This window comes from Cellulosimicrobium sp. NPDC030954, assembly GCF_055571305.1.
In genome coordinates, this window is record NZ_JBVIFN010000001.1 from 28,575 (window position 1) to 54,094 (window position 25,520).

22 protein-coding genes are annotated in these 25,520 nt (G+C 75.0%); 12 read left to right on the forward strand and 10 right to left on the reverse strand.

Annotated features, from left to right (window positions below; genetic code table 11):
* The first annotated feature begins 245 nt into the window (after positions 1-245).
* Both ACZ402_RS00120 and ACZ402_RS00125 read left to right on the forward strand, forming a co-directional pair.
* A complete protein-coding gene (locus tag ACZ402_RS00120) occupies positions 246-743 on the forward strand; it encodes a PPOX class F420-dependent oxidoreductase (protein ID WP_375823937.1) in 498 nt (165 codons plus the stop codon).
* Between the two features lie 88 nt (positions 744-831).
* Positions 832-2,979 (forward strand): bifunctional copper resistance protein CopD/cytochrome c oxidase assembly protein, encoded by a 2,148-nt coding sequence (locus ACZ402_RS00125; RefSeq protein ID WP_375823936.1) that lies wholly within the window; start codon positions 832-834, stop codon positions 2,977-2,979.
* Between the two features lie 53 nt (positions 2,980-3,032).
* Here ACZ402_RS00125 and ACZ402_RS00130 read toward each other — a convergent pair whose 3' ends face one another.
* The gene (locus ACZ402_RS00130) at positions 3,033-4,028 is read right to left on the reverse strand and encodes a hypothetical protein (protein WP_375823935.1); all 996 of its coding nucleotides are present in this window, start codon (positions 4,026-4,028) and stop codon (positions 3,033-3,035) included.
* A 275-nt stretch (positions 4,029-4,303) separates the two neighbouring features.
* On the opposite strand from ACZ402_RS00130, the gene ACZ402_RS00135 reads away from it, so the two are divergent.
* A complete protein-coding gene (locus tag ACZ402_RS00135) occupies positions 4,304-6,613 on the forward strand; it encodes a S9 family peptidase (RefSeq protein ID WP_375823934.1) in 2,310 nt (769 codons plus the stop codon).
* 313 nt (positions 6,614-6,926) lie between these two features.
* Here ACZ402_RS00135 and ACZ402_RS00140 read toward each other — a convergent pair whose 3' ends face one another.
* The 4 genes from ACZ402_RS00140 to ACZ402_RS00155 all read right to left on the reverse strand — a co-directional run bounded on the left by ACZ402_RS00140 (position 6,927) and on the right by ACZ402_RS00155 (position 9,058).
* A complete protein-coding gene (locus ACZ402_RS00140; RefSeq protein ID WP_375823933.1) occupies positions 6,927-7,475 on the reverse strand; it encodes an RNA polymerase sigma factor in 549 nt (182 codons plus the stop codon).
* A 159-nt stretch (positions 7,476-7,634) separates the two neighbouring features.
* Positions 7,635-7,823, reverse strand: coding sequence for a hypothetical protein (locus ACZ402_RS00145; RefSeq protein WP_375823932.1), 189 nt, complete (start codon positions 7,821-7,823; stop codon positions 7,635-7,637).
* Positions 7,824-7,909: 86 nt separating this feature from the next.
* Positions 7,910-8,116 carry a hypothetical protein gene (locus ACZ402_RS00150; RefSeq protein WP_375823931.1) on the reverse strand — a complete coding sequence of 69 codons (207 nt, stop codon included), beginning with the start codon at positions 8,114-8,116 and terminating at the stop codon, positions 7,910-7,912.
* Positions 8,117-8,320: 204 nt separating this feature from the next.
* Positions 8,321-9,058 carry an alpha/beta fold hydrolase gene (locus ACZ402_RS00155; RefSeq protein ID WP_375823930.1) on the reverse strand — a complete coding sequence of 246 codons (738 nt, stop codon included), beginning with the start codon at positions 9,056-9,058 and terminating at the stop codon, positions 8,321-8,323.
* 439 nt (positions 9,059-9,497) lie between these two features.
* Here ACZ402_RS00155 and ACZ402_RS00160 point away from each other — a divergent pair, with 439 nt between their 5' ends.
* From ACZ402_RS00160 to ACZ402_RS00175, 4 genes are all read left to right on the forward strand, one after another.
* On the forward strand, positions 9,498-10,433 hold the full coding sequence (locus ACZ402_RS00160) for a glycosyltransferase (protein WP_375823929.1): 936 nt from the start codon (positions 9,498-9,500) through the stop codon (positions 10,431-10,433).
* Complete coding sequence (locus tag ACZ402_RS00165; RefSeq protein WP_375823928.1) at positions 10,433-11,080, forward strand: acyltransferase; 648 nt, start codon at positions 10,433-10,435, stop codon at positions 11,078-11,080. Before ACZ402_RS00160 ends, ACZ402_RS00165 begins: the two co-directional genes overlap by 1 nt.
* The gene (locus ACZ402_RS00170) at positions 11,077-12,522 is read left to right on the forward strand and encodes an MATE family efflux transporter (protein WP_375823927.1); all 1,446 of its coding nucleotides are present in this window, start codon (positions 11,077-11,079) and stop codon (positions 12,520-12,522) included. Before ACZ402_RS00165 ends, ACZ402_RS00170 begins: the two co-directional genes overlap by 4 nt.
* Before the next feature lie 111 nt (positions 12,523-12,633).
* Positions 12,634-13,518 carry a helix-turn-helix transcriptional regulator gene (locus ACZ402_RS00175; RefSeq protein ID WP_375823926.1) on the forward strand — a complete coding sequence of 295 codons (885 nt, stop codon included), beginning with the start codon at positions 12,634-12,636 and terminating at the stop codon, positions 13,516-13,518.
* 16 nt (positions 13,519-13,534) lie between these two features.
* On the opposite strand, the gene ACZ402_RS00180 is transcribed toward ACZ402_RS00175, so the two are convergent.
* Both ACZ402_RS00180 and ACZ402_RS00185 read right to left on the reverse strand, forming a co-directional pair.
* Positions 13,535-13,900, reverse strand: a complete 366-nt coding sequence (locus ACZ402_RS00180; RefSeq protein ID WP_375823924.1) for a VOC family protein — start codon at positions 13,898-13,900, stop codon at positions 13,535-13,537.
* Between the two features lie 55 nt (positions 13,901-13,955).
* The gene (locus tag ACZ402_RS00185; protein WP_375823923.1) at positions 13,956-14,660 is read right to left on the reverse strand and encodes a TetR/AcrR family transcriptional regulator; all 705 of its coding nucleotides are present in this window, start codon (positions 14,658-14,660) and stop codon (positions 13,956-13,958) included.
* Between the two features lie 128 nt (positions 14,661-14,788).
* On the opposite strand from ACZ402_RS00185, the gene ACZ402_RS00190 reads away from it, so the two are divergent.
* The 4 genes from ACZ402_RS00190 (at position 14,789) to ACZ402_RS00205 (ending at position 21,629) form a co-directional block, all read left to right on the forward strand.
* Complete coding sequence (locus tag ACZ402_RS00190) at positions 14,789-17,776, forward strand: MMPL family transporter (RefSeq protein WP_375823922.1); 2,988 nt, start codon at positions 14,789-14,791, stop codon at positions 17,774-17,776.
* Positions 17,773-20,097, forward strand: coding sequence for a hypothetical protein (locus ACZ402_RS00195; protein ID WP_375823920.1), 2,325 nt, complete (start codon positions 17,773-17,775; stop codon positions 20,095-20,097). The genes ACZ402_RS00190 and ACZ402_RS00195 overlap by 4 nt, the downstream gene beginning before the upstream one ends.
* A gap of 106 nt (positions 20,098-20,203) precedes the next feature.
* Positions 20,204-21,292, forward strand: coding sequence for a hypothetical protein (locus tag ACZ402_RS00200; RefSeq protein ID WP_375823919.1), 1,089 nt, complete (start codon positions 20,204-20,206; stop codon positions 21,290-21,292).
* Positions 21,293-21,368: 76 nt separating this feature from the next.
* Positions 21,369-21,629, forward strand: coding sequence for a hypothetical protein (locus tag ACZ402_RS00205; RefSeq protein WP_375823917.1), 261 nt, complete (start codon positions 21,369-21,371; stop codon positions 21,627-21,629).
* 76 nt (positions 21,630-21,705) lie between these two features.
* Here ACZ402_RS00205 and ACZ402_RS00210 read toward each other — a convergent pair whose 3' ends face one another.
* Genes ACZ402_RS00210 through ACZ402_RS00220 form a run of 3 tightly spaced genes read right to left on the reverse strand, consistent with a single transcriptional unit; the run spans position 21,706 to position 25,257 of the window.
* Positions 21,706-24,024, reverse strand: coding sequence for a heavy metal translocating P-type ATPase (locus ACZ402_RS00210; RefSeq protein ID WP_375823916.1), 2,319 nt, complete (start codon positions 24,022-24,024; stop codon positions 21,706-21,708).
* A 49-nt stretch (positions 24,025-24,073) separates the two neighbouring features.
* The gene (locus ACZ402_RS00215) at positions 24,074-25,042 is read right to left on the reverse strand and encodes a heavy-metal-associated domain-containing protein (protein ID WP_375823915.1); all 969 of its coding nucleotides are present in this window, start codon (positions 25,040-25,042) and stop codon (positions 24,074-24,076) included.
* Positions 25,039-25,257, reverse strand: a complete 219-nt coding sequence (locus ACZ402_RS00220) for a heavy-metal-associated domain-containing protein (protein ID WP_375823913.1) — start codon at positions 25,255-25,257, stop codon at positions 25,039-25,041. Before ACZ402_RS00220 ends, ACZ402_RS00215 begins: the two co-directional genes overlap by 4 nt.
* Positions 25,258-25,363: 106 nt before the next feature.
* Between ACZ402_RS00220 and ACZ402_RS00225 the strand changes: the two genes are divergently transcribed.
* Entirely contained in the window at positions 25,364-25,498 is a 135-nt protein-coding gene (locus ACZ402_RS00225) for a thioredoxin domain-containing protein (RefSeq protein ID WP_375824135.1), read from the forward strand.
* Positions 25,499-25,520 lie beyond the last annotated feature (22 nt).

Below are 25,520 nucleotides of genomic sequence, written 5' to 3' on the forward strand. Positions count from 1 at the left end.
ATCGTCCTCCGGGTCGTGCGTGGTCGTGCGGGTGTGGTCCCGTGCGCGGCCGGAGGGGTGTGGACGGTGCGTCGCGAGCCCCCGGCGAACCCGGCCCAGTATGCCAGCGCGACCTCCGCCGGACCGGGCGTCGTCCACAGGTCCGGGTGGGGAGAGGTCCCCACCGGGGTGGGATGGTGCCCGCCCCGGGGACCGTCCGCGCGGCCGCCGGGAATGCCGGGCGAGCGTCGCGGGGTTGGGCCGGCATGAGCCACGACGCCGTCGGGACGACCGACGCCACCGCCACCGCCGCCGTCCCCGGCCACCTGGGCGAGCCCGCGCTGCTCGCCCTCGTCGCCGCACGCCGCCAGGGCGTGCTCGCGACGGTCAAGAAGGACGGCCGCCCCCAGCTCTCCAACGTCCTCTACGCGTGGGACCCCGACGCCGGCGTCGCGCGCGTCTCCGTCACCGCCGACCGCGCCAAGACCCGCAACGCCGCGCGCGACCCGCGCGTCTCGCTCCAGGTGAGCGCCGAGGACTTCTGGAGCTACGCCGTCGTCGAGGGCGACGCGGAGCTGAGCGCCGTCGCGCTGGACCCGCACGACGCCGCCGCCGACGAGCTCGTCGAGACGTTCCGCGCGGCCTCCGGCAGCGAGCACCCCGACTGGGAGGAGTTCCGGCGCGCGATGGTCGCCGACCGCCGTCAGGTGCTGCGCGTCTGCGCGACGCGGGTCTACGGGATGGCGCGGCTGCCGCGACCGTGAGGACGGCCGTGCGAGCCGCCGCGAGAAGCGCCGTGAGAGCGTCCACAGGCGATGACCGGAGGGGCCGCGCGCTCGATACCCTGGTGCGGTGACCACGACTGCCCTGCGCCGCGCGCCGTCGGACGCCCGACCAGCGAACCCGTGGTGGCTCGTCCTCGCCGGACCGTTCGCCGTCGTCGTCGCCGTCGTCGCGGTGCTCGCCGCCGGTGCGTTCTCGGCCGCGTTCACCGTCCCCGCCGGCTTCCCCGACCCGGGTGCGCTCGCGCGCCTCGGGACCCCGGTCGTCACGGTCCTCACCGAGCTCGCCGTCGCGCTGACGCTCGGCTCGCTCGTCCTCGCGGCGTGCGTGCTGCCCGCCGGGACGTCCGTGCGCAAGGCGCTCGGCGTCGCGGGCGCGTCGGCCGCGACGTGGGCCGTGCTGGCGGTCGTGCAGGTCATGCTGCGCTACTCCTCGATCTCCAGCACGCCGATCACGGGCCCGACGTTCGGCGACCAGCTCGGCCTCTTCGTCTCGCAGGTCAGCCTGGGCCGCAACTACCTCGCGATCATCGTCGTCGCGGCGCTGACGTCCGCCGCCGCGCTCGCCGTGCGCGGCGCCACGGGCGCCATGTGGACCGCCGTGCTCGCGCTCGTCGCGATCGCGATGCAGGCCAACACGGGTCACGCCGCGGGCGCGGTGAGCCACGAGCTCGCGGTCTCCTCGATGTTCCTCCACCTGGCCGGCGCCGCGCTGTGGGTCGGTGGCCTGGGCACGCTCGCCGTCGTGCGCGTCCGCGGCGGGCTGGGACGCGCGGACTTCGCGGCGTCCGTCGCGCGGTACTCCGCGATCGCGCTGTGGTGCTACGTCGCCGTCGCCGTCTCGGGGATCGCGAACGCGAGCATCCGCGTCGACACGCTCGCGGGCCTCACCACCGACTACGGCATCCTCCTGCTCACCAAGCTCGCGCTGCTGCTGGTCCTCGGCGTCGTGGGCTTCGCGCACCGCGAGCTCGTCGTGCGGCGGCTCTCCGGCCCGACGGCGGTCGCGCGGCCGGGCGCCGACCGCACCTCGTCGAAGGTTTCCTCGAAGCCCGCGGCGAAGGCCTCGTCGAACGGCTCGTCGAGCAAGCCGGCGACGTCGTCGTCCACGGGCGCGAAGGGCGCCGCCGCGGAGGGCACGCGCTGGCTGTTCTGGCGCCTCGTCGCGGTCGAGCTCGCGATCATGGGCGCCGTGTCCGGCGTCGCCGTCGCGCTCGGGTCGACCGCGCCGCCGGTGCCGCAGGAGGAGCCGCTCGACACCTCCGCCGCGTACCAGGTGACGGGGCACGCGCTGCCGCCGGAGCCGACGCTCGCGCGCTGGTTCACCGAGTGGCGCTGGGACCTGCTGCCCGCGTTCGCGTGCGTCGCGGCGCTCGTCGTCTACCTGCGCTGGGTGCGCCGCCTCGCGAAGCGCGGCGACTCGTGGTCGGTGGGACGCACGATCTCGTGGTGCCTCGGCATCCTCATCCTGTTCTGGGTGACCTCGGGCGGGCCGGCCATGTACGGCCACGTGCTGTTCAGCGCGCACATGGTGCAGCACATGATCCTGGCCATGGTCGTGCCGATCTTCCTGGTGCTCGCCGCGCCCGTGACGCTGCTCCTGCGTGCGGTGCCGCCGCGCAAGGACGGGTCCCGCGGTCCGCGGGAGTGGGTGCTCGCGATCGTGACGTCGCGCGTGGGCCAGTTCTTCGCCAACCCGATCGTCGCCGCGGTGAACTTCGCCGGTTCGATGATCGTCTTCTACTACACACCCGCGTTCGAGTACGCCCTGACGACGTACGCCGGGCACCTCGCGATGCTCGCGCACTTCACGCTCGCGGGGTACCTGTTCGCCAATGCGCTCGTCGGGATCGACCCGGGCCCGCACCGGCCGCCCTACCCGCAGCGCCTGCTCCTGCTCTTCGCGACCATGGCGTTCCACGCGTTCTTCGGCGTCGCGCTGACGACGGGCGAGGTGCTGCTCGTCCCCGAGTGGTTCGGCCTGCTCGGCCGCGAGTGGGGCCCGAGCGCGATCGCCGACCAGCAGCGCGGCGGCGGCGTGGCCTGGGGCATCGGTGAGCTCCCGACGCTGATCCTGGCGATCGTCGTCGCCGTCATGTGGACGCGATCCGACGAGCGCGAGGCCCGGCGCAGCGACCGCCAGGCCGACCGCGACGGCGACGCCGAGCTCCAGGAGTACAACGCCATGCTCGCCGAGATGTCGAAGCGCGACGACTGACCCCCTCCCCGCCGAACACGACATGGAGGTCGTTATGGGCTCCATAACGACCCTCATGTCGTGCTCGACGGCGCGTGGTGTCGTGCTCGGGCAAGGTGCCGACGCACGTCGGTGACCAGCCGGCCTGGTCGTGGCGACCCTGGGGGCGTGACGTCGCGTCCGGTGAAGCGCAACAGGTCCACGGCACCGCACGCGACGAGGTCGTTCTGTCGAGCCCGGTCCCGCAGGAGCGCCGCCGGCACGCTGTGGACGTCGACGCCGTCCAGCTCCGCGATCAGCCACCGGCCCCCGGGCAGTCGCCATCCGAGGTCGCCGCGCCCGAGGAGTCGGTCGCCGTCGAACACCTCCACCTGCAGGTCGTCGGGCGCGATGCCGGACTCCGTGCAGTCGAGCCGCGCGAACGTCTCGAGCGGCGACTCGGCGCGGCCGTCCGACTGCGCCCACCAGGCGTGCGTACGCGCGACGCCCCGCCGGCCACGCGCAAGGTCGTGCGCGTGCGCGAGCCCGTCAGCGGTCAGGAGCCCGCGGTACCGCGCGCTGTCCATCGCTGCGACCGCGCGCATCCTGCCCATCTCCGGCACGGCCTGCGCCAAGGCCCAGTCCGACGTCGCGACCCACCGGCCCTCGACGAGCGTCACGGTCATGCCGTCGTCGAACTGCCTCAGCACGATGCCGTCGCGAGAGCGACCGGCACGCGCCCCGGGGAGCGTCACCTCGGGCACGACGTCCGTGCGCACGCCTTCCACCCCGAGGAGCACCAACGCGCACGGCCCGACGGCGATCGCGTCCGGGCCGTGGGCGAGCAGCCCGAGCCAGGCGGCCCGTCGCCGCAGGTGGTCGTGGCGGCGCGCGCCGTCTCGATCATGGAGCGGGGTAGGGATCGTGTCGAGGACGGCGTGGGTGACCCGGTGCCAGCGGCCCTGGCTCACGAGGCGGGAGCGGCGGTGCGGGCCGACACCGTGCTCGGCGCACTGCCGCGCGGAGAGCAGGCCCTCCTGGGCGCCGGCGAGGGTGAGGAGCTCGGGCGGGACGTCGGTCACGGTGCGCATGCGCCGATCGGAGCAGGTCGGGCGGGTCGGCCGCCGCGGCCGTTGCGACACCTGTGGACGGGACCGGGGGTACAGCGGCCTGTGGACGGCCAGGATGCGCGGCGAGCACCCCGGCGCGCGGCCCCGCCTGACCGGCCTGGCGTCGTCGAACACGACACCACGCGCCGTCGAGCACGACATGAGGGCCGCTATGGACTGCATAACGACCCTCATGTCGTGTTCGGCGCGCTGGGGTGGGGGGCGAGCGGGGGCGGTGGCCGTGATAGGACGTACGGGTGAGTAACGACGCCGCCTCGCCCGGAAACTCCTACCCCTCCGAGAACCCGTTCCACGATCTCGATCAGTACCTCGCGATCCCGCGCGTCGGGGGGCTCGCGCTCTCGCCCGACGGGGCGCGCCTGGTCACGACCGTCCAGACCCTCGACTCGCAGCGCACGGGGTACCGGACGGCACTGTGGGAGGTCGACCCCGCGGGTCACGCCCCGGCGCGTCGGCTCACGCGCAGCACCAAGGGGGAGTCGAGCGCGACGTTCACGGGTACGGGCGACGTGCTCTTCACGTCGGCGCGGCCCGACCCGGACGGCGGCTCCGACGACGACCCGAAGGCGGCGCTGTGGCTGCTGCCCGCGTCCGGCGGCGAGGCGCGCGTCGTCGCGACGGCGCCCGCGGGCGTGAGCGGCCCGCTCGCCGCGACGGACGCGCCGGTCGTCTCGGTCGCGGCGCCGGTGCTGCCGAGCGCGCGCGACCTCGCGCACGACGGCGAGCTCCGGTCCGCGCGCAAGGACGCCAAGGTCGCGGCGATCCTGCACAGCGCGTACCCGGTGCGCCAGTGGGACCACGACCGCGGCCCGGACGAGGCGCACCGGTTCGTCGGCGACCTCACGACCCTCGTGGACGAGCCCGCCCACCCGCTCCCGGCCGGGTCCTCCGACGAGAAGGCCGGCGACAGCACCGACCAGCCCCGCGACCCCCGGCTCCTCGACCTGCGCGACGTGACCCGCGGCGTCGGGCAGGGTGCCGCGCCGGGGCGTGCGCTGCACGACCACTCCGCGGACCTGTCCGCCGACGGCACGACCCTCGTCACGACCTGGCAGGTCGCCGGTCCCGGGCCGCAGGTGCGCAACACGCTCGTCGCGATCGACACCGCGACGGGCGCACGGCGCACGCTCGTCGACGAGCCGAGCGCGGAGGCGCACTGGCCGCGCATCTCGCCCGACGGCGCGTGGGTCGCGTTCGTGCGCGAGACGATCTCGACGCCGCACCAGGCGCCGGAGGAGAGCCTCGCCGTCGTGCCGCTGCACGCGCCGGACGGGCCCGCCGGGGTCTCGGTCGCGGACGTCCCCGCCGTGCACGACGACTCCGCGACGACGCGCGCCGAGAACCACGCGACCCCGCGCACGCTCGTTCCGCACTGGGACCGCTGGCCGACGTCGCTGCGCTGGCTCCCCGACGGCTCGGGCCTGCTCGTCACGGCCGACGACGACGGCCGCGGCCCGGTCTTCCTCGTCGCCTTCTCCCCGGACGGCGCGACGGAGAACGGCACCGCCGAGCGCGTGACGAGCGACGACGCGGTCTTCACGGACGTGCAGGTCGCGCCCGACGGCCGCACGGCGTACGCGCTGCGCACGAGCTACCTCGAGCCGTCGCACCCGGTGCGCATCGACGTCGGGGCGTTCCTCGACTCCGGTGCGGCGGGCGGCCGCACCGCGGTGCCCGCGACGCCGCTGCGCGGCCCGGTCGCGACGCCCGACCTCCCGGGCACGCTCGTCGACGTCGAGACCGCCGCGGCCGACGACGTGCGTGTGCGCGGCTGGCTCGCGCTGCCGCACGGTGCGTCCGCGGAGAACCCGGCCCCGCTGCTGCTGTGGATCCACGGCGGCCCGCTGGGGTCGTGGAACGCGTGGAGCTGGCGCTGGAACCCGTGGCTGATGGTCGCGCGCGGGTACGCGGTGCTGCTGCCGGATCCGGCGCTGTCGACCGGGTACGGCCAGGACTTCGTGCAGCGCGGCTGGGGTTCGTGGGGCAAGGCCCCGTACACCGACCTGCTCGCGATCACCGACGCGGTCGAGGGCCGCCCCGAGGTCGACGCGACGCGCACGGCCGCGATGGGCGGGTCGTTCGGCGGGTACATGGCGAACTGGGTCGCGGGCCACACGGACCGCTTCCGCGCGATCGTCACGCACGCGAGCCTGTGGGCGCTGGACCAGTTCGGCCCGACCACGGACCACGCCTACTACTGGGCGCGCGAGATGACGCCGGAGATGGCGCTCGAGAACAGCCCGCACCGGTTCGTGGCCGACATCGTCACCCCGATGCTCGTGATCCACGGCGACAAGGACTACCGCGTGCCGATCGGCGAGGGCCTGCGGCTCTGGTACGAGCTGCTCCGGTCGTCGGGCCTGCCCGCCGGGGCCGACGGCGAGACGGTGCACCGGTTCCTGTTCTACCCGGACGAGAACCACTGGGTCCTGCAGCCGCAGCACGCGAAGGTCTGGTACCAGGTGGTGCTCGCGTTCCTCGCCGAGCACGTGCTCGGCGCGACGCCGGGCGAGGGCGACGCGGAGCTGCCGACGACGCTCGGCTGAGCACGCGGTGACGCGCTCCCGATCACGAGGTTGCTGTCGTTCTCGGCTCGATGACGACAGCAACCTCGTGCTCGACGCCCTGGGGAGGACGTGTCAGGGGAGGGCGCGGAGGCGGGCCGCGCGGAGCGTGAGGTAGTCGCGCTCCGCGGGGCTCGGTGTCCCGGTTGAGCGTGACGTGCGGGCTCGGGTCGAGGCGCTCCAGCACCGAGTACAGCGCGAGGACCCGCTCCGGCGACCACGACGCCGCGCGCAGTCGACCACGACGTTGCTGTCGTCATCGGCCGCATCCCGACAGCGACGTCGTGGTCGGCGGTCAGGGGTGGGCGCGGAGCTGGGCCAGGCCGCGGCGGGCGTGGCTCTTCACCGTGCCGAGGGGGAGCCCGGTCTCGGCCGCGACCTGCGCGTGGGTGTGCCCCTGCGCGTACACGAGGCGCACCACCCGGCGCCGCTCGGGGGCCAGACGGCGCAGCGCGCCCTCGAGGTCGACCCGGGCGGCGGCGTCGTCGGCCGGGTCGGGCACGGTCGTCACGAGGCGGCTGCGCGAGACGGCCTCGCGGCGGCGCGCTTCCCGGGCGCGGTCCCTCAGGACGTCCGCGGTGACGTGGCGTGCGATGCCCAGCAGCCACACGGGCAGGTCGCCGCGCGCGGGGTCGAACCGGTCGCGCGAGCGCCACGCGGCGAGGAACACGAGCTGGGTCGCGTCGTCGGCGTCGGCCGGGTCGCCCAGGCGTCGCGCGACGACGGCGCGGACCAGCGGGGCCCAGCGCGTGTACGCGGCGGGGACGTCGAGCACGCGGTCGCGGGCTCCGGGCGCACGCTCGCCCGGCCTCGCGCCCTGCGGGGCGCGGGGGACACGTGCCACGGCCCCGACCATCGCGTCACCGGTCCTCGTCGTCCTTCTCCCAGTGTCCGACGCCGCGGCGCGGGACGCGAGGCCGCGTGCGCGGGTGCGGGGGCAGGGCTGTGCGGAGAGCGGTGCGGAGGCTGGTGACGCGCGCGGACGGCCGGGCTCAGGCGGGCGTCAGCGGTGCACCGGACGGCGCTGGTGGACGTGCCGGTCGTGCACGGCCTTGCCGAGCTCGTAGATCGAGCCGACGAGGATGCCGGCGATGACGAGCGCGCCGAAGATCAGGAACCACTGCGACATGCCGTTCCCGATCCCCGAGATGCCGATCGTCCCGCCGGAGCCGGCAGCGAGCGACGCGAACATGGCGACCTCCTCCCGAGGGGCGGACGCACCCTCTCGTCCGGGGTTCGCCCGCGGGCCCCCGGACGGATGCGCTCGGGAGCGTCGCGTCAGGCGACGGTGGTCGGGAGCGGGGCGAACGCCGCGCGCCAGCGGCGCACGAGGCGCCGGTCGGCCGCACCCCGGGCCGCGGCCCACGCGCAGTGCTGGGTCGTCTCGCGGTGCTCCAGCAGGGCGTCGCGGTCGTGCTCGAGGGCCCAGAGCAGGGCCGTGCGCACCTCGGTGCGCGAGGGGGCGGAAGGCAGGGTGTCGTGCATGGTCCGTCTCGTCGTCGTGCGGGCTTCCGGCGGTCTGATGACCGCTTCCACCCGACAAGACGGCACAAGTCGTCGTCTGTGACGCGAGTTCGGTGACTTTTCTCGGGAGAAGGTGTGATGCCCATCGCACGAACCGGTCCGCGCGGCCGGTCCGCGTGGACCGGCCGCGCGGCCGATCGTGGCCGGCGGGCGTGCTGCGCCGGGTCAGGAGACCGCGTCGACCAGCGCGGCCGCGAGGTCCTGCGGGCGCGAGAACATCGGCCAGTGCCCGGTCGGCAGGTCGACGTAGGTGAGGTCCGTGAGCTCGCCCAGCTCGGTGTGCAGGGGAGGGCCGGGGTGGGCGAGCTCGGCGAGCACGGCCGACGGGATCGAGGAGCAGATCACGGTCGTGGGGACGTGCAGGCGCGCCGGGTTCGTCACGTGCACCGGGCCGCGCGCGACCGGGCCGGGCGTCGGCACCGCGCGCTCGCGGAACCGTGCGAGCGCGTCGTCGTCCAGGCCGTCGAGGCTCGACCCGTCCTCGCCCAGCACCTCCCAGCCCGGCAGCGGGACCTCCGCCGCGTCCGCCGGGAGGTCCGGCGAGAGCGCGGCGCCGTCGACGAGGGGGCCGGTGTCGACGTACACGATCCGCTCGATCCGGGCGGGGTCGCGGTCGGCGACCTGCTGCACGACGGGTCCGCCGCCGCTGTGGCCGACGAGCACGACCCGTCCGTCGAGCCCGGCGACGAGCCGAGCGACGGCGTCCACGTGGTCGTCGCGCGTGACGCGGGCGCGGTCCTGCGCGGTCGCAGCGGGGTCCAGCCCCGGGAGGGTCACGGCGTGCGGGACGAGGCCGGCGGCCTCGAGGTGGGGGAGGACGTCGTCCCACGCCCAGGCGCCCAGCCAGAAGCCGGGGACGAGGACGACGTGGAGGGGCGGCGCTGACGTGTCGTGGATGCTCATGCCCCCACCCTCGCAGCACGTCGGTGACAGCCGCCTGTCACCGATCTCGCGGCGAGAGGCGGAGAGTCGCGGACGACCCTCGCCACCCGTGAGCAGGTTTGTTAGTCTCCCTTTCGAACGATGCCATCGGCAGCCTCGACCCTGCGTGCCGTCGTTCCCCGGGGGAAATTCAGGCCCTTTCTCGACGTGCCGGGAAATGGCAATTCTCCCGGTATTCATCCCGTTTGTTTCGCCTGGTGAATTCCGCTGGCGCCCGCCCTGTTCGTCCCGGTATGTTCGTTGTGCCCCACCCAAGGATGGGCTGGTCGGGTCGTTGGACGTACAGGTGCCGGGAAAGACGCTCATCCCGATGTTCTCGGTCGCCACCGTGCCACGAGCGACGTGCGACAACCCCGGCCATGTTCGCGTTTCGTCCGACGCACAGGCTGGAGATTCCGCCATGACCATCGAGATCAGTGTCGTCATCCCTACCTACAACCGCGCACGCCTGCTCCACCACACGCTCGACGCGCTCCGACGCCAGACGCTCGACGCCGACCGGTTCGAGGTCGTGGTCGTCGACGACGGCGGGAGCGACGACGCGGAGGACGTCGTCCGCTCGTTCGCCGGGGACCTCGACGTCAAGTACTACTGGCAGGAGGACACCGGGTTCCGTGCCGGGAAGGCGCGGAACATCGGTACCGCCATCGCCTCGGGAAAGTACGTCGTCTACGTCGACACGGGCGTCCTGCTCGGGTCCCGCACGCTCGAGACGCACCTGGAGATCCACGGCCGCGCGACCTACCCGACCGTCGTCGTCGGCTACGTGTACGGGTTCGAGTCCGACGCGGCGACGCTCGGCACGCTCGCCGACGGCATCGACCCCCGGGACGCGGACGCGACGATCGACCTCCTCGACGCGCGCGGCGCGTACGACGTGCGCGAGAAGCAGTACCAGGAGCTCGGCGAGATCATCGCGGGCTGGCCCGCCCCGTTCGACATCTTCTGGACCTGCCACGCCTCGGCGGAGCGCGAGGAGGTCCTCGCCGCGGGGATGTTCGACGAGTCGTTCACGAGCTGGGGCGGTGAGGACGTCGACCTCGGGGTGCGCCTGTTCCAGCGCAACAACCTCTTCGTCATGGAGCGCACCGCGCGCTCGTTCCACTGGCCGCACGAGAAGGAGGTCGAGGACCTGCGGGAGTCGTCCGCGAACGCCGCCGACCGGATCCACGAGAAGTACGGCCTCTGGGTCACGAGCTTCTACGGCAAGGACCTCCAGGACGAGAAGTACTCGCTCAACAAGGTCATCCGGATCTTCACCGGCAACGGCGCCCAGGGGGCCAGGTCGTCGACCGGCCCGGCCGGCGCGACCCGCGGGAACGCGGGGGTGCTCTGATGGGCGCGCTCTACGACAACGAGTACCCCTGCCGGCCGGACTGGCCCCTGACCGGCACGGTCACCGAGGCGCTCCTGGCGCACGGGGTCGACGTCGGGGACGGCACGAGCTTCGTCGGCGTCCCGCGTGTCGCGTTCACCCAGGTCGCCGACTCGGAGGACGGGCCCCGTCGGCTGCGCCGGGACGACTTCCGGGGGTCGATCCGGATCGGTGCCCGCTGCTACGTCGAGTCGAGCGTCAACCCGGCGTTCCACAGCCAGCCCGTGAAGCTGAGCTCGATCAAGGTCGCGGACCGGGAGGCCGGGCGCATCGAGATCGGCGACGACGTCGTCCTCCAGGGCGTCGCGATCGTCGCGTACGAGCACGTGGAGATCGGCGACAGGGTGATGTTCGGTCCCCTCGTCACGATCATGGACAGCAGCGGGCACCCGTTGCGCGACCGGGGCGGCGCGCGCGAGGCGGCCCGGATCACGTCGGCACCCGTGCGCGTCGGGGCCGGCGCGTGGGTCGGGACGGGGGCGACGATCCTCAAGGGCGTCGAGATCGGCGAGGGGGGCGTCGTCGGCGCCCAGAGCGTGGTCTACGAGTCCGTCCCCGCCGGTGCCGTCGTCGTGGGCAACCCGGCGCGCGTCGTCAAGCAGCTGTGACGGACGGCCGCCGCGCGGGCGGCGGCGCGACGACCGCGCGGTCCGGGAGGCCGGGCCGGCTCGTCGGGCGTGCGCGCCGTGCGCTCGCCGGCGCGGCGGTGCGCCAGGTGCTGGGCGTCGCGGTCCCGGTGACCGCGCAGACGCTCTTCTTCTCCAGCAAGGGCATCGTCGACGCGGCGATGCTCGGGTCACAGTCCGAGGTGGACGTCGCGGCGATCGGTCTCGCCGCGCGGGCCATGTTCGTCGCCTCGATGTTCGTCGTGGGCCTGTCGGTCGGCGCCGCCCAGCTCGGCGCGCAGATCTGGGGCGGCGACGGGCCGGGCCGGGACGCGGCGCTCCGCCGGACCGTGTGGCTCGGCTGGGTCGTGTCGACCGCGGCGGGGGTGGTGGTGCTCGTCCTCTTCCTGGTGTTCCCCCGCGAGGTCGTCGCGCTCGGGACGGACTCCCCGGAGGTGGTCGAGCGGGGCGCGGGGTTCCTGCGCCTCGTGAGCGTGACGTACGTGCTCCTCGCCTACACCACGAGCATCAGCGCCGGGCTGCGCGTCATGGGCCGGGCGTCGGTCGGGATGCTGTACGCGGGCCTCGGGGTGCTGCTGAACGTGGGCCTCAACGCGCTCCTCATCACCGGGCTCTGGGGGTTCCCCGCGCTCGGCATCACCGGGGCCGCGTACGGGACGCTCGTCAGCGCGTGCGTCGAGACCCTGCTGCTCGCGCTGCACCTGCGCTGGGGTCGCCGGCTCCTGGGGTCGTTCCCGCGCGCCGACCTCGCCGGGATCCGCCGCGACGACCTGCTCGCCCTCGTGCGCCTCGCGGTGCCCGCCGCGGTCAACAGCACGCTGTGGGCGCTGGGCACCTTCGCGTTCTACGCGATCGTCGGGGGCGCGAGCGTCCACAGCGCGACGGCGCTCGCGATCCTCTCGCCCGTCGAGTCCCTGTCGCTGGCGTTCTCCGTAGGCCTCGCGAACGGGACGGCGGTCCTGCTGGGCGCGCGCCTCGGGGCCGGCGCGTTCGACGAGGCGTACGCGCTCGCCCGGTCGCTGGTCCTCGTGAGCGCGGTCGCCGGAGCGGTCACGGGACTCGTGGTGTGGCTGCTCGAACGCCCGGTCCTCGGCCTCTTCCCGGGGGTATCGCCGGAGAGCCTGGCGCTCACGGGCGAGCTCTTCGACGTCATGGTCGTCGGGTTCGTCCTCAAGAGCGTCGCGATGACGCTCGTCATGGGCGTCCTGCGGTCGGGCGGCGAGGCGCGGTTCTGCCTCCTCCTGGACGTCGTGGCGCAGTGGGTGCTGCTCCTCCCGCTCGCCGCGCTCCTGCGGTTCGTCGTGGGCGCGGAGCCCGTCCACGTGTTCGCGCTCCTCCTGGTCGAGGAGACGTTCCGGATCGTCGTCGCGGCGCGCCGCGTGCGGTCCCGGCGGTGGGTCGCGTCGCTCGTGCCGGCGGCATGAGCCGCCGGTGCCGGAGGGCGCGGGGCGGGCCGGTCGGGAGCGCCCGGCCGTCCGACGGCGGACCAGGTGACGCGGCAGGTGGCGGGCAGGATCGAGCGGGGGAGGAACGGCATGAACAGGACCGAGCGGCTCTACGCGCTCGCCGAGGAGCTGCGCCGCGCGGGGCGGACGGGCACCACGGGCCCGCGCCTCGCGGCAGCGCTCGAGGTGAGCGAGCGGACGATCAAGCGCGACGTCGCCGCGCTGCAGCAGGCCGGGCTGACGATCTGGGCGCAGGCGGGACCCGGCGGCGGCTACGTGCTCGACCCGAGCGCGTCCCTGCCCCCGGTGAACTTCACGCCCGGCCAGGCCGTCGCGGTCGCGGTCGCGCTCGCGACGCTCCCGCCGGGCAGCCCGTTCGCGGTCGACGCGCTCGCCGCGCGCGGCAAGGTGTGGGACGCGCTCGCGGCCGGCGACCGGGCGCGGGCCGAGGCGCTCGCCGCGCGCGTGTGGGTGCGGCACGACGCGGGCTCCGCGTCGCCCGGGCCGTCCGCACCTGCCGTGCGCGGAGGCTCCGGGACGACGGCGCTCCCGCCCGACGCCGTCGCCGGACCGAGAGCCGGTGCGTCGCCGGGCAGCGTCTCCCGGGCCGGTGACGACGCCGCGTCGCACGGCGCGGACGGCGGCGGGGACGTCGTCGGTCGCGCCCGCTCGCACCTCGGGGTGCTGCGCGCCGTTGAGCAGGCGCTGGCCGGGTCGCGCGTGCTCGCGATCCGCTACCGGGACGGCCGGGGCGCGACCTCGGCGCGCCGGGTCGAGCCCGTGCTGCTCGCGCACGCCGACGGGCGCTGGTACCTCGTCGCGTGGTGCCGGACGCGCGAGGCGATCCGCTGGTTCCGGCTCTCGCGCGTCGAGCGCGCCGACCTCACGGCCCAGACGTACGCGCCCCGCCCGGTCGAGGACGTCGGCGAGCCGCCTGCCGGTGCGGCGGCGGTCTACGACCCCGACCCGCCGTGACGGCGCCGGCGGACCGTCAGTCCCCGCGCAGCACGCAGAACTCGTTGCCCTCGACGTCGGCCATGACGACGAACGTCTCCTGCCCACCCTGGCCGACGTCGACGCGGTGCGCGCCGAGCCCTTCCAGCCGCGCGACGTCGGCCGCCTGGGTGGACGACGAGAAGTCCAGGTGCACGCGGTTCTTGACCGTCTTGCCCTCGGGGACCCGCTGGAAGACGAGGCTCGGCGGCCCGAGGACCGTCTCGCCGTCGCGCGGGTAGAGCACGGCCTCGCCGTGCGGTCCGGTCTCGCGCCCCGTCCAGCCGAGCGCGGCCTGCCAGAAGTCCGCCACGACGGCGGGGTCGGCGCAGTCGACCACGGCGCCGCTGAAGGTGAGTGTCATACCGCCAGTGTGACGTGCGCCACCCGCAGGGTCGCGGCCCGCCGAGGGTGCGGCGTCAGGCCGCGTCGGGGTCCGGCTCGACGAGCCGGCCGACGAGCGCGGGCAGCCAGTCCGCGGCCTGCGCGCGCCGCACGGCGTCGTCGCCGTCGGGGGCGAGGAACGCGTCCCTGGCCGCGGACGTGTAGGCGCTGATGAGCACGCGCGTGGCCGCGGCGGCGTCGATCGCGAAACGCATCCCGACGCTCGTGAGCACGCGCCCGAGGATGTCCGCGAGCTCCGTGCGGAACGACTCCTCCTGGTCGGCGAACCGCTCCGCGACCTGCGGGTCGCGCAGCGCGAGCAGCTCGAGCTCCGCGCTCATGAGGCACCACCGGCGCTCGTCGCGGGGGTCCGCCATGACGGCCGCGACGATCGTCGCGATGGCCTCGGGGGCGATGACCCCGTCCCGCACCGGGTCGTCCGGCAGGTGCTCGACCGCGGCCTCGAGGCTCCGCATCCGCATCCGGATCTCGCGCTCGGTGAGGGCGAGGAACAGCGACTCCTTGGTGTCGAAGTTCGAGTAGAACGCGCCCCGCGTGAAGCCCGCCGCCTCGCAGACGGCCTCGATCGACGTGCCGTTGATGCCGTGCTCGGCGAACAGTCCGTAGGCGGCGTCCAGCAGGCGCTCGCGGGTGCGCTCGCGGCGGGGGGAGAGCGTGGTCTCGCTCTCCGCGCCGCGGTCGACTCGGGTCGGGTCGAGGTCGGTGGTCACGCCGGACATGCTCCCACTGTCGGACGGGCCGTCCGCACCGGGCGGCCTTGCGATACACGAGTGTATCCGATACGGTCGCGCATCGGATACAGCGGCGTATCCTGAAATCCGTCTGCACTCTCCTCGGGAGGCCGCTCGTGTCCTCAGCGCTGTACTCGCTCGGCCGCTGGGCGGTCGGGGCGCGCCGGCTCGTCCTCGCCGCGTGGATCGGGATCCTCGTCCTCGCGGGCGCGCTCGCCGGCCTCGTCGGTCAGGGTCTCGACGACGAGGTGACCATCCCCGGCACCGAGTCCCAGGCGGCGCTCGACCGCCTCGCCGCCACGTTCCCCCAGGTGAGCGGGGCGTCCGCCCAGGTCATCGTGGTGGCGCCCGACGGCTCCACCATCGAGGACGACGCCGTCCGCGGACCCGTCGAGGACGCCGTCACCGCGCTCGGCGACGTGGACGGCGTCGCCGCCGTCACCTCGCCCTACGACGACACCATGACCGCGTCGATCAGCGACGACGAGGTCGCGACGCTCATGACCATCCAGCTCGACGAGGGCCAGAGCGAGGTCACGGACGCGACGAAGGACGCGCTCGGCGACGTCGTCGACGACCTGGCGGCGGCCCTGCCCGACGGCGCGCAGGCCGCCCTCGGCGGGCAGCTCTTCAGCACGGAGTTCCCCACGCTCACCGTCACCGAGGCCCTCGGTCTCCTCGTCGCGCTCGTCGTGCTCGTCCTCACCTTCGGCTCGTTCGTCGCGGCCGGGCTGCCGCTCCTCAACGCCGTCGTCGGGGTCGGCGTGAGCATGGGCCTGCTGTTCGCCGCGACCGCCGTCGCGCAGATCAACTCCACGACCCCGATGCTCGCCGTCATGCTCGGCCTCGCCGTCGGCATCGACTACGCGCTCTTTATCGTGTCCCGGCACCGCGACGAGCTCGCGAGCGGTCTGAGCGTCGAGGAGGCCGCCGCCCGCTCCGTCGCGACCGCCGGCTCCGCCGTCATCTTCGCCGGCCTCACCGTGATGATCGCGCTCGTCGGCCTCGGCGTCGCCGGCATCCCGTTCCTCACCGTCATGGGCGTGGCGGCAGCCGTCGGCGTCGGGCTGGCAGTCCTCGTCTCGATCACGCTGCTGCCCGCCATGCTGGGGTTCGCGGGCGAGCGGTTGCGCCCGAAGGCCCCTCGGCGCCGCCGTCGGGGACGGCGGCGTGCAGGAGCGTCCGGACCGCGCACGCGTACGGTGACCAGCCCGGAGCCGGACGGCGCGGGTTCGGCCGGGGCGACCGACTCGCCCGGGTGGGAGGACGGGCGGACCGATGCCGCGTCGTCGGGCCTCGACGAGACGACGAGGCCACGTGCCGCGGACCCGACGACGAGCGTCCAGCCGACCGTCGAGCACCGCAACCGGTTCTTCGCCGGGTGGGTGCGGACCGTGACGCGGGTCCCGCTGCTGACGATCGGGCTCGTCGTCGCGGCGATCGTGCTGCTGACGCTGCCGGCGCGGGACCTGCAGCTCGCGCTGCCCGACGCGGGGACGCTGCCCGAGGACAACCAGGCGCGCGTGACGTACGACCTGGTGTCGGAGCACTTCGGGCCCGGCTTCAACGGGCCGCTCATCGTCACGGGCACGATCGTCACGTCGACGGACCCGGTCGGGCTGATGGACGACCTGGGCGACGAGATCGCGAGCCTGCCGGGCGTGGCGGACGTCCCGCTCGCGACGCCCAACCTCACCGCGGACACGGGCATCGTGCAGGTCGTGCCGACGGGCGCGCCGGACTCGGCGGAGACCAAGGACCTCGTCACCGAGATCCGTTCGCAGCACGACCACTTCCTCGACGAGTACGGCGTGGACCTCGCGGTCACGGGCTTCACGGCGGTCGGGATCGACGTGTCCGCGAAGCTCGGGGCGGCGCTGCTGCCGTTCGCGTTCGTCGTCGTGGGCCTGTCGCTCGTGCTGCTGACGATGGTGTTCCGGTCGATCGCCGTGCCGATCAAGGCGACGCTCGGGTACCTGTTCTCGGTCGGCGCGGCGTTCGGCGTGGTGACGCTCGTGTTCGAGCACGGGTTCCTCGCGGACGCGCTGAACGTGACGCGCCTGGGCCCGGTCATCTCGTTCATGCCGATCGTGCTCATGGGCGTGCTGTTCGGCCTCGCGATGGACTACGAGGTGTTCCTCGTGGCGCGCATCCGGGAGGACTACGTCCACTCCGGGAAGGCGCGGCGGTCGATCTTCACGGGCTTCCAGGCGTCGGCGAAGGTCGTCACCGCGGCGGCGGTCATCATGTTCGCGGTGTTCGTGGCGTTCGTGCCCGAGGGCGACATGAGCCTCAAGCCCATCGCGCTCGGGCTCGCGGTCGGCGTCCTCGTCGACGCGTTCGTCGTGCGCATGACGCTCGTGCCGGCCGTGCTCGCGATGCTCGGCGACAAGGCGTGGTGGATGCCGCGCTGGCTCGACCGCGTGCTCCCCTCGTTCGACGTCGAGGGCGAGGGGCTGTCCAAGGAGCTCGCGCTCGCGGACTGGCCGGAGCCGGGCAGCACGGACGCCGTCGTCGCGCACGACCTCGTGGTCGCCGGGGCGCACGGCCCCCTCGCGGAGCCGGTCACGGTCCGCGTGCCCGACGGCGGGTCGCTCGTCGTGCACGGGACGTCGCCCGCCGCGGTGTCCGGGGTCGTGCTGGCTCTCGCGGGGCGGCTCCGGCCGGCCGCGGGCGCGCTCAAGGTGACGGGCCTGGTCCTGCCCGAGCGTGCGCTGAGCGTGCGCCGCCGGGTCGCGCTCGTCGACCTCGCCGCCGACGTCGCGGCCCTGCCCGGCGACGCCCCCGCGCCCGCCGCGCACCGGGTGCCCGCGGCGGCGAGCGTCGCCGCGCTGCTGCGCGAGGACCCGCGGCTGCTCGCCCTCGTCGGGACGGACGCCGTCACGTCTCCCGCGGAGCGGGCGGCGCTGGCCGAGGTGCTCGCGCAGGCCACCGCGCGCGGCACGGCGGTCGTCCTGGGCGCCGTCGGGCCCGCGCCCACCGACCTCGCGCCACCCGGGACGCAGGTGCTCGACCTGCACGCCCCCGACCCTGTCCGCACGGTGCCCGCCCCCACCGGCCCGGCGTCCGCCGTCGGCCCGCGCACCGAGGAGGTGCCCGCATGAGCGTCTTCCCGCCCGACACGGCGCAGACCGACCCGACCACCCCGGACGCGCCGGCGCCCGCCCGCGCCCGGACCCGGGTCGACGCGCGGCGCGCGTGGACCGTGGCCGCCGCCGTCGCGCTGCCGCTCGCCGTGCTCGGCCTGCTGCTGTGGGCGCTGTGGAACCCGCAGGAGCGGCTCGACACGGTGCAGGCCGCGGTCGTCAACCTCGACGAGCCCGTCGAGGTCGACGGCCAGACGGTCCCGCTCGGGCGCCAGCTCACGGCCGGGCTGGTGAGCGGCGGTGCCGCCTCGACGGACACCGGGCCGGTCGCCGTCCAGCCCGACCCCGGCACGACGAACTACGACTGGGTCATCACCGACGCCGACGACGCCGCGTCCGGGCTGGCCGACGGCACGTACTCCGCCGTCGTGACGATCCCGGAGGACTTCTCCGCCGCGGCCACGTCGTTCAGCGGCGACGCGTCCGACGCGACGCAGGCCACGCTCACCGTCGAGACGGCGCCGGGCGGGCGGGTCGTGGACGAGGCGCTCGCGCGCATCGTCACGACCACCGCGACCTCGGTGCTCGGCACCACGCTGACCGAGAACTACGTCGACGGCGTGCTCGTCGGCTTCACGACCCTGAACGAGCAGCTCGGCGAGGCCGCGGACGGTGCCGACCAGCTCGCCGACGGCGCGTCCCAGGCGGACGACGGCGCGACGCAGCTCGCGTCCGGAGCGGGCGAGCTCGCGACCGGTGCCGGGGCGCTCGCGTCCGGGGTCGGCGAGCTCGGCTCGGGCGCCGACGAGCTCGCGTCGGGCGCCGGTGACCTGGCGAGCGGGGCGCAGGGCGTCGCGACGGGATCGCGCCAGGTCGCGGACGGCGTCGCGCAGTCGTCCACGGGCGCTGGCTCGCTCGCCACCGGCGCGCAGGGGCTCGCCGACGGCGTCGCCGGGGTCTCGACCGGCGCGTCCGACCTCGCGACCGGGCTCGGCACGCTCGACTCTTCGATCGCGGCCGTCCCCCTCCCCGGCGGAGGGTCGACGTCGCTCCCCGCGCTCGGGACCAGCCTCGCGACGGGGTCGCGGGACGTCGCCGGCGGGCTCGCGCAGGTCGTCGCCGGGATCGAGCAGCAGAAGGTCCAGGCGGGGTGCGCGGCGGACCCGACGTCGCCCGCGTGCGTCGCGCTCGACCAGCAGCTCGCCGCGCTGCGACCGCTCGCGGTGGGCGCGGCGGAGGTCGCGGCGGGGAACGCCGCCCTCGCCGGGGCGCCGTCGGGTGCGACCGGGCCCACCGGGCTCTACGCGCTCGCGGCCGGGGTCGACCAGGCCGCGCAGGGCGCGGACCGGCTCGCGACCGGGGCGGCGCAGGCCGCCACCGGCGCGTCGGGAGTCGCCGGGGGCGCGCGCGACCTCGCGGCCGGGCTCGGGCAGCTCGCCGGCGGTGCGGACCAGGTGGCCGACGGCGCCGCCCAGCTCGCCGGGGGCGCGGGCGCGCTGTCGTCGGGGGCGGACGGCCTCGCGACCGGGGTCGGGGCGCTCGGGACGGGGGCCGACCAGCTCGCCACCGGGACCCAGGACCTGGCGACGGGCGCGGGCGACCTCGCGGGCGGCGTCGGGCAGCTCGCGGACGGGACGAGCGAGCTCGCCCAGGGCCTCGGCGACGCGACCGACCAGATCCCCTCCTACACGGACGCGGAGCGCGAGAACCTCTCGGCGGTCGTCGCGGACCCGGTGGCCGCGCCCGGCGTCGAGGACCTCGGCACCGGGTCGACCGGCCCGCTGTTCGCCGTCCTCGCCCTGTGGCTCGGCGCGCTCGCGGTCTTCGTCGCGTTCCCGCCCGTGCCCGCCAAGCTGCTCGGGTCGACGCGGACCGCGGGACGGCTCGCGCTCGCGGCGCTCGCGCTCCCGGCGGGGATCGCAGCCGCGACCGGCCTCGTCGTCGGCGGTGTCCTCGCCGCGGTCGAGGGGGCGAGCGCGGGTGGCTGGGTCGGCCTGCTCGCGGTCGGGGCGCTGGCGTCGGTGGTGTTCGTCGCGCTCAACCAGGCGCTCGCCGCGCTGCTCGGGAACGTGGGGCGGGCGATCAGCCTGCTCGTCGCGGTGCTGCTCGTCGCGACCGGCATCGTCGCGACGGTCCCGGCCGCGCTCACCGGGCTGCGCGACCTGCTGCCCGTGGGCTCGGCGCTCCGCCTCCTCACGTCGATCGTCGACCCGGGCGCGGCGGGGGGCGCGGGCGACGCCGTCGCGCTCGTGCTCTGGGGTCTCGCGTCGGTCGCGGTGACGACGCTCGTCGTCGCGCGCCGCCGCTCGGTCCGCGTGGAGCAGCTCCTGCGCGCCTGACGAGTCGTCGGCGTGGCGCGGTGCGGGTGTGGGCGGCTGCCGTCAGACTCGCTCGGCAGGACGCGGACGGCGGGAGCCGTCCGTCGGGCGAGGGGACGGTGCACCGATGGACCAGCAGAAGGCACGGGAGATCAAGTCGCAGCTCGCGGACTACGCGCGCGAGCTCGCGGAGCGGTCGGGGTTGGCCCGCCGGTCGGACACGGCGATCGAGGCGCGCGACGTGCCCGACGCCGCGGAGGTCGTGCGCGCGCCCACCCTCGCGATCGGCCTCGCCCCGCACGACGACGGCGGGTACGCCATCGCGGTCCGGTACCGGCTCGGGGTGCCCACCGCGCGCAGCATCGCGCGCAAGGTCGCCTCGGAGGCGGGGGACACGGTCGACGTGCGTCGCACGGGGCGGATCCGGCCCCTCGCCGCGGCGTCAGGCGCGGGGCGTGCGGCCGGCCACGGCCCGGGCCTGCGCCCGCCCGTCGTCACCGCGTACGCGACCGGCGAGACCGGCCGGGTGCGGCCGCTGCGTCCGGGCGTCTCGATCGCGAACGTGGACGTCACCGCGGGGACGCTCGGCGCGTTCGTGCGCGTCGCCGAGCCGCCCGTGGCGGGCGCGGACGCCGCGTCGGTCTACGCGCTCTCGAACTGGCACGTGCTCGCGGGGTCGCCGTCCGCCCGGGTCGGGGACGTCGTCGTGCAGCCCGGTCCCGCCGACGGCGGCAGCGCGCCCGACGACCGCGTCGGGACCCTCGCCGCGCTCGTCCCGCTGGAGGCGGGCGTCACGCAGACCGTCGACGCCGCCGTCGCGCTCCTCGACGACCCGGCGGTGGACACGGAGTACCCCGTCGGGCGCGTCACGGAGACGGCGGTCGCGCTGGGCGGCGAGGTGGTCGGCAAGTCCGGTCGGACCACGGGCGTCACGACGGGTCGCGTCACGGCCATCGAGCTCGACGACGTCGTGGTGGGCTACGGCGACGGCCTCGGCGCGTTGCGCTTCGACGACCAGATCGAGGTCGAGTCCACGGGCACCGGGCCGTTCTCGCGCGGCGGCGACTCCGGGTCGCTCGTGTACCGCGAGGACGGCGTCGCGCTGGGGCTGCTGTTCGCGGGGTCGGAGACGGGCGGCGCGAACGGCACGGGCCTCACGTACTGCAACCCGATCGGGACCGTGCTCGAGCGGCTGGGCGCGACGCTGCTCGGGTGACGTGGCCGGCGAAGGACTCCTGGCCCTGCCGCGAACGCCCCGACGGGCGCACAATGAGGTCGGGAGGTGGTTCGCCGTGGCGACCCTCGAACGAGCCCGCGAGGCCAAGGCCGCGCTCCGCGACGAGCTGGCAGGCCTCGACGGAGTGACCGGCGTCGGCATCGCCCGCGCCGACGCGTCGGGCGCGCCCGTGCGCGGTCCGCGGGCGCAGGACGTCGTCGACGACTGGCTGCTGCGCGTGAACGTGACGTCCGACGCCGTCGACGTCCCCGAGACCGTCGACGGCGTGGAGGTCGAGGTCCGCGTCGTCGGGGACGTCACGGCGTCGCGCGTGTGACGCTCCCGGCGCCCGGACGATCGCCCAGGCGCCGGGACAGCTCCACGAGCGCAGCTCCTCCTGAGGGTCGGTCTGGTCAGACAGCGGCGGGCTGCGGGGCCGGCGCGGTCGGGGTGGTGGCCGTCGGGTCAGGGCTCGTGGCCTGGCTCCGGAACGACCGCAGGCGCAGGCTGTTGCCCACGACGAACACGCTGGAGAACGCCATCGCAGCGCCCGCGAGCATGGGGTTGAGCAGGCCCAGCGCGGCCAGCGGGATCGCGGCGACGTTGTAGGCGAAGGCCCAGAACAGGTTCACCTTGATCGTGCCGAGCGTCCGCCGCGCGAGGCGGATCGCGTCGGCAGCCGAGCGCAGGTCGCCCCGCACGAGCGTGATATCGGCGGCCTCGATCGCGACGTCCGTGCCCGTCCCCATGGCGAGGCCCAGGTCCGCCTGGGCGAGGGCCGCGGCGTCGTTCACGCCGTCGCCGACCATCGCGACGACCTTGCCCTCGCCCTGGAACCGGCTGACGACGTCGACCTTGTCGCGCGGCATGACCTCGGCGATGACCTCGTCGATGCCGACCTCGGCCGCGATCCGGCGCGCGACGGTCGCGTTGTCCCCGGTGAGGAGCACCGGGGTGAGGCCGAGCGCGCGGAGCTGGCGGATCGCCTCAGCGCTCGTCGGCTTGACCGCGTCGGCCACCACGAGGACGCCGCGGGCGCGCCCGTCCCAGCCGACGACGACGGCCGTGCCGCCCTGCTCCTCGGCGCGGGCCTTGGCGTCGGCGAGGTCGCGCGGGAGGTGCTGCGCCCACTCGGCGAGGAGCGACTCGCGGCCGACGAGGACGGCGTGCCCGTCCACGACGCCCTGCACGCCCCGGCCCTCGACGTTGGTGAACTCCGCGGGCGCGGGCAGCGTGCCGACCTCCTGGGTGGCGCCCCGCGCGATCGCCCGGGCGACCGGGTGCTCGGACGCGTCCTCCAGCGCTCCGGCGAGGCGCAGGAGCTCGGCGCGGTCGACCCCGGTGCCGGTGACGACGTCGGTCAGCGTCATGACGCCCGTCGTCACGGTCCCCGTCTTGTCGAGCACCACGGTGTCCACGGTCCGGGTGGACTCCAGCACCTCGGGTCCCTTGATGAGGACGCCCATCTGGGCGCCGCGCCCCGTCCCGACGAGCAGCGCCGTCGGGGTGGCGAGGCCGAGCGCGCACGGGCACGCGATGATGAGCACCGCGACGGCGGCGGTGAACGCGGCCGAGGCGGGCGCGCCCGCGCCGAGCCACGCGCCGAGGGTGCCGACGGCGATCGCGATGGCGACGGGGACGAAGACGGCCGAGACGCGGTCGGCCAGCCGCTGGACCTGGGCCTTGCCGGACTGTGCGTCCTCAACGAGCCGGGCCATCTGCGCGAGCTGCGTGTCGCCGCCGACGCGCGTCGCGCGCACGACCAGCCGCCCGCCCGCGTTGACGGTCGCGCCGGTGACGGCGTCGCCCTCGCCCACCTCGACGGGCACGGACTCGCCCGTGAGCATCGAGGCGTCGACGGCGGACGTGCCGGCCACGACCGTGCCGTCGGTCGCGATCTTCTCGCCGGGGCGCACGACGAACTCGTCGCCCACGGCGAGCTCGGAGATCGGGATGCGGGTCTCGGCGCCGTCGCGCAGCACCGCCACGTCCTTGGCCCCGAGCTCGAGCAGGGCTCGCAGCGCGGCGCCCGCCTGCCGCTTGGACCGCTTCTCGAAGTAGCGGCCCGCGAGGATGAAGGTCGTGACCCCGGCCGCGACCTCCAGGTAGATGTTCCCGGCGCCGTCGGTGGGCTCGACGGACAGCGTGAACGGGTGCGTCATGCCCGGCTCCCCGGCAGTGCCGAGGAACAGCGCGTAGAGCGACCACAGGAACGCGGCGCTGGTCCCCACCGAGATGAGGGTGTCCATCGTCGCCGCGCCGTGGCGCAGGTTGGTCCACGCGGCTCGGTGGAACGGCCAGGCCGCCCACACGACCACGGGGGCCGCGAGCGCGAGGCTCGCCCACTGCCAGTACGTGAACTGGAGCGCGGGGACCATCGCCATCGCGATGACCGGGACGGAGAGCACGACGGCCCCGACCAGGCGCTGCCGCAGCGACGTGAGCTCGGGGTCGGCGTCGTCCGCCTCGTCCGGCACCGCGACCTCGGGGTCCTCGACGCGCGGGAGCTGCGCGGTGTACCCCGTCTTCTCGACCTCGGCGATGAGCGTGGCGGTGTCGACGCCGTCCGGGACGGTGACCTTCGCCTTCTCCGTCGCGTAGTTCACGGTCGCGGTGACGCCCTCGAGGCGGTTGAGCTTCTTCTCGATCCGCATGGCGCACGACGCGCACGTCATCCCGCCGATCTCGAGCTCGACGAACGTCCCCGGTGGCGGGGCGGCCGGTGCCGTCATGAGGTCCTCCTTCCGACCCGGCAGGGTGCTGCCGGGCATGGGGTGCAGGTCAGTGGTCGTGCGTCGCCGGGTCGTGACCGGTCGCGGGCGGGTCGTCCGGCGCGAGGGCGGGGGCGCTGTCGGCCGTCGCCTCGACGACGAACGCCGCCGTGCGTACCTGGCCCTCCACCTGGAAGTCGAGGTACAGCAGGTAGCGGCCCGGCGTGGGCGCCTCGACGCCGAACGACACGGTCGGGCCCGAGACCTGGCCCGCCTCCGGCTCGTCGCCCTCGGGGTGCGCGTGCAGGTAGGCGAGGTCGCCGTCGCGCAGCGCGACGAGGTGTCCGTAGGCGCCGAGGTAGGGCTCGAGCGTCGTGACGGGCTCCCCGCCGCGGGTGACCTCGACGGTCAGCCGGGAGACGGTCCCGGCCTGAAGCTGTCCGTCGAGCGCGACGTCGTAGCCGTCGACCGACGCGGTGGTGGAGACCTCGGTGGCGCGGACGGGGGCGAGGTCGCCCGCGACGTCGACCGTGCGGGTCAGGGTGACGGCGGCGCCCGCGCTGGGCGCGGCGTCGGCGTACACGCGGTAGGTCCCGGCGGCGTCCCAGGCCCAGGGGATCGACCAGCGCCCGTCCGTGTCCATCACGGGGTGGACGTGGCGGAAGTGCGCGCCGTCGGAGCGTACGACGATCAGGTGGAGCCGCTGCTCGTGCGCGACGTCGAACGTCGTGACGGGCTCGCCCGCGGGGTCGGTGACGGTGAACGCCAGCTCTCCGGCCTCGCCCACGGTCGCGGGAGCCGTGACCTCGCCCAGCGTGTACCCGTCCTCCTCCAGGGACAGTCCGCGGGTCATGTCGGTTCCTCTCGCGCTCTTCTGCTCGGGGGTCTCGCCCGGGGCGACATGCTGCTCGGGGGCGTGCGAGGCGGCCGGTGCCGGGGCTGCTCCCTCGGGGACCACGGCTCCCGCGATCGCGGCGGAGGCGACGAACACGACGCCGAGCCCCGCGGCATACAGCCCGATCCGGGCGGGGGCTCTCATGGCACCCGCACCGCCTGGTACCCGGCCTCGTCGACGGCGGCCACGACCGCGGCGTCGTCGAGGGGCTGGTCGGCCGTGACGACGAGCCGGCCGGTGGTCGCGCTGACGTCGATCGCGGTGACGCCGGGCACCTGCTCGACCTCCTCGCGCACCGACAGCTCGCAGTGGCCGCAGGTCATCCCGGTCACCTGGTACTCGATCTCGACGATGCTCATCGCGTTCCTCCTCTCCCGGATACCCCGGCGGGGTATCGAACGATGGCGAATATACCCACCAGGGGTATGTGGGTCAAGAGTCGGAGGTCGCGCGACAATGGAGGGCGTGACCACCGAGCGACTTCCCCGCGTCCGCGCGTCCGAGCTCGGCGGGCGCGGCTGGCTCAACACCGGCGGCCGGGACGTGACTCTCGCCGACCTGCGCGGGAAGGTCGTGGTGCTCGACTTTGGGACGGTCTGAACGTAAGCACCAACTGTCGTAC

Bases quoted from the DNA above. Each gene is read 5' to 3' on its own strand.
- ACZ402_RS00120 (WP_375823937.1), top strand. From the start codon at position 246: ATGAGCCACGACGCCGTCGGGACGACCGACGCCACCGCCACCGCCGCC.
- ACZ402_RS00130 (WP_375823935.1), bottom strand. From the start codon at position 4,028: ATGCGCACCGTGACCGACGTCCCGCCCGAGCTCCTCACCCTCGCCGGC.
- ACZ402_RS00145 (WP_375823932.1), bottom strand. From the start codon at position 7,823: ATGTTCGCGTCGCTCGCTGCCGGCTCCGGCGGGACGATCGGCATCTCG.
- ACZ402_RS00150 (WP_375823931.1), bottom strand. From the start codon at position 8,116: ATGCACGACACCCTGCCTTCCGCCCCCTCGCGCACCGAGGTGCGCACG.
- ACZ402_RS00155 (WP_375823930.1), bottom strand. From the start codon at position 9,058: ATGAGCATCCACGACACGTCAGCGCCGCCCCTCCACGTCGTCCTCGTC.
- ACZ402_RS00160 (WP_375823929.1), top strand. From the start codon at position 9,498: ATGACCATCGAGATCAGTGTCGTCATCCCTACCTACAACCGCGCACGC.
- ACZ402_RS00165 (WP_375823928.1), top strand. From the start codon at position 10,433: ATGGGCGCGCTCTACGACAACGAGTACCCCTGCCGGCCGGACTGGCCC.
- ACZ402_RS00175 (WP_375823926.1), top strand. From the start codon at position 12,634: ATGAACAGGACCGAGCGGCTCTACGCGCTCGCCGAGGAGCTGCGCCGC.
- ACZ402_RS00180 (WP_375823924.1), bottom strand. From the start codon at position 13,900: ATGACACTCACCTTCAGCGGCGCCGTGGTCGACTGCGCCGACCCCGCC.
- ACZ402_RS00185 (WP_375823923.1), bottom strand. From the start codon at position 14,660: ATGTCCGGCGTGACCACCGACCTCGACCCGACCCGAGTCGACCGCGGC.
- ACZ402_RS00195 (WP_375823920.1), top strand. From the start codon at position 17,773: ATGAGCGTCTTCCCGCCCGACACGGCGCAGACCGACCCGACCACCCCG.
- ACZ402_RS00200 (WP_375823919.1), top strand. From the start codon at position 20,204: ATGGACCAGCAGAAGGCACGGGAGATCAAGTCGCAGCTCGCGGACTAC.
- ACZ402_RS00210 (WP_375823916.1), bottom strand. From the start codon at position 24,024: ATGACGGCACCGGCCGCCCCGCCACCGGGGACGTTCGTCGAGCTCGAG.
- ACZ402_RS00215 (WP_375823915.1), bottom strand. From the start codon at position 25,042: ATGAGAGCCCCCGCCCGGATCGGGCTGTATGCCGCGGGGCTCGGCGTC.
- ACZ402_RS00220 (WP_375823913.1), bottom strand. From the start codon at position 25,257: ATGAGCATCGTCGAGATCGAGTACCAGGTGACCGGGATGACCTGCGGC.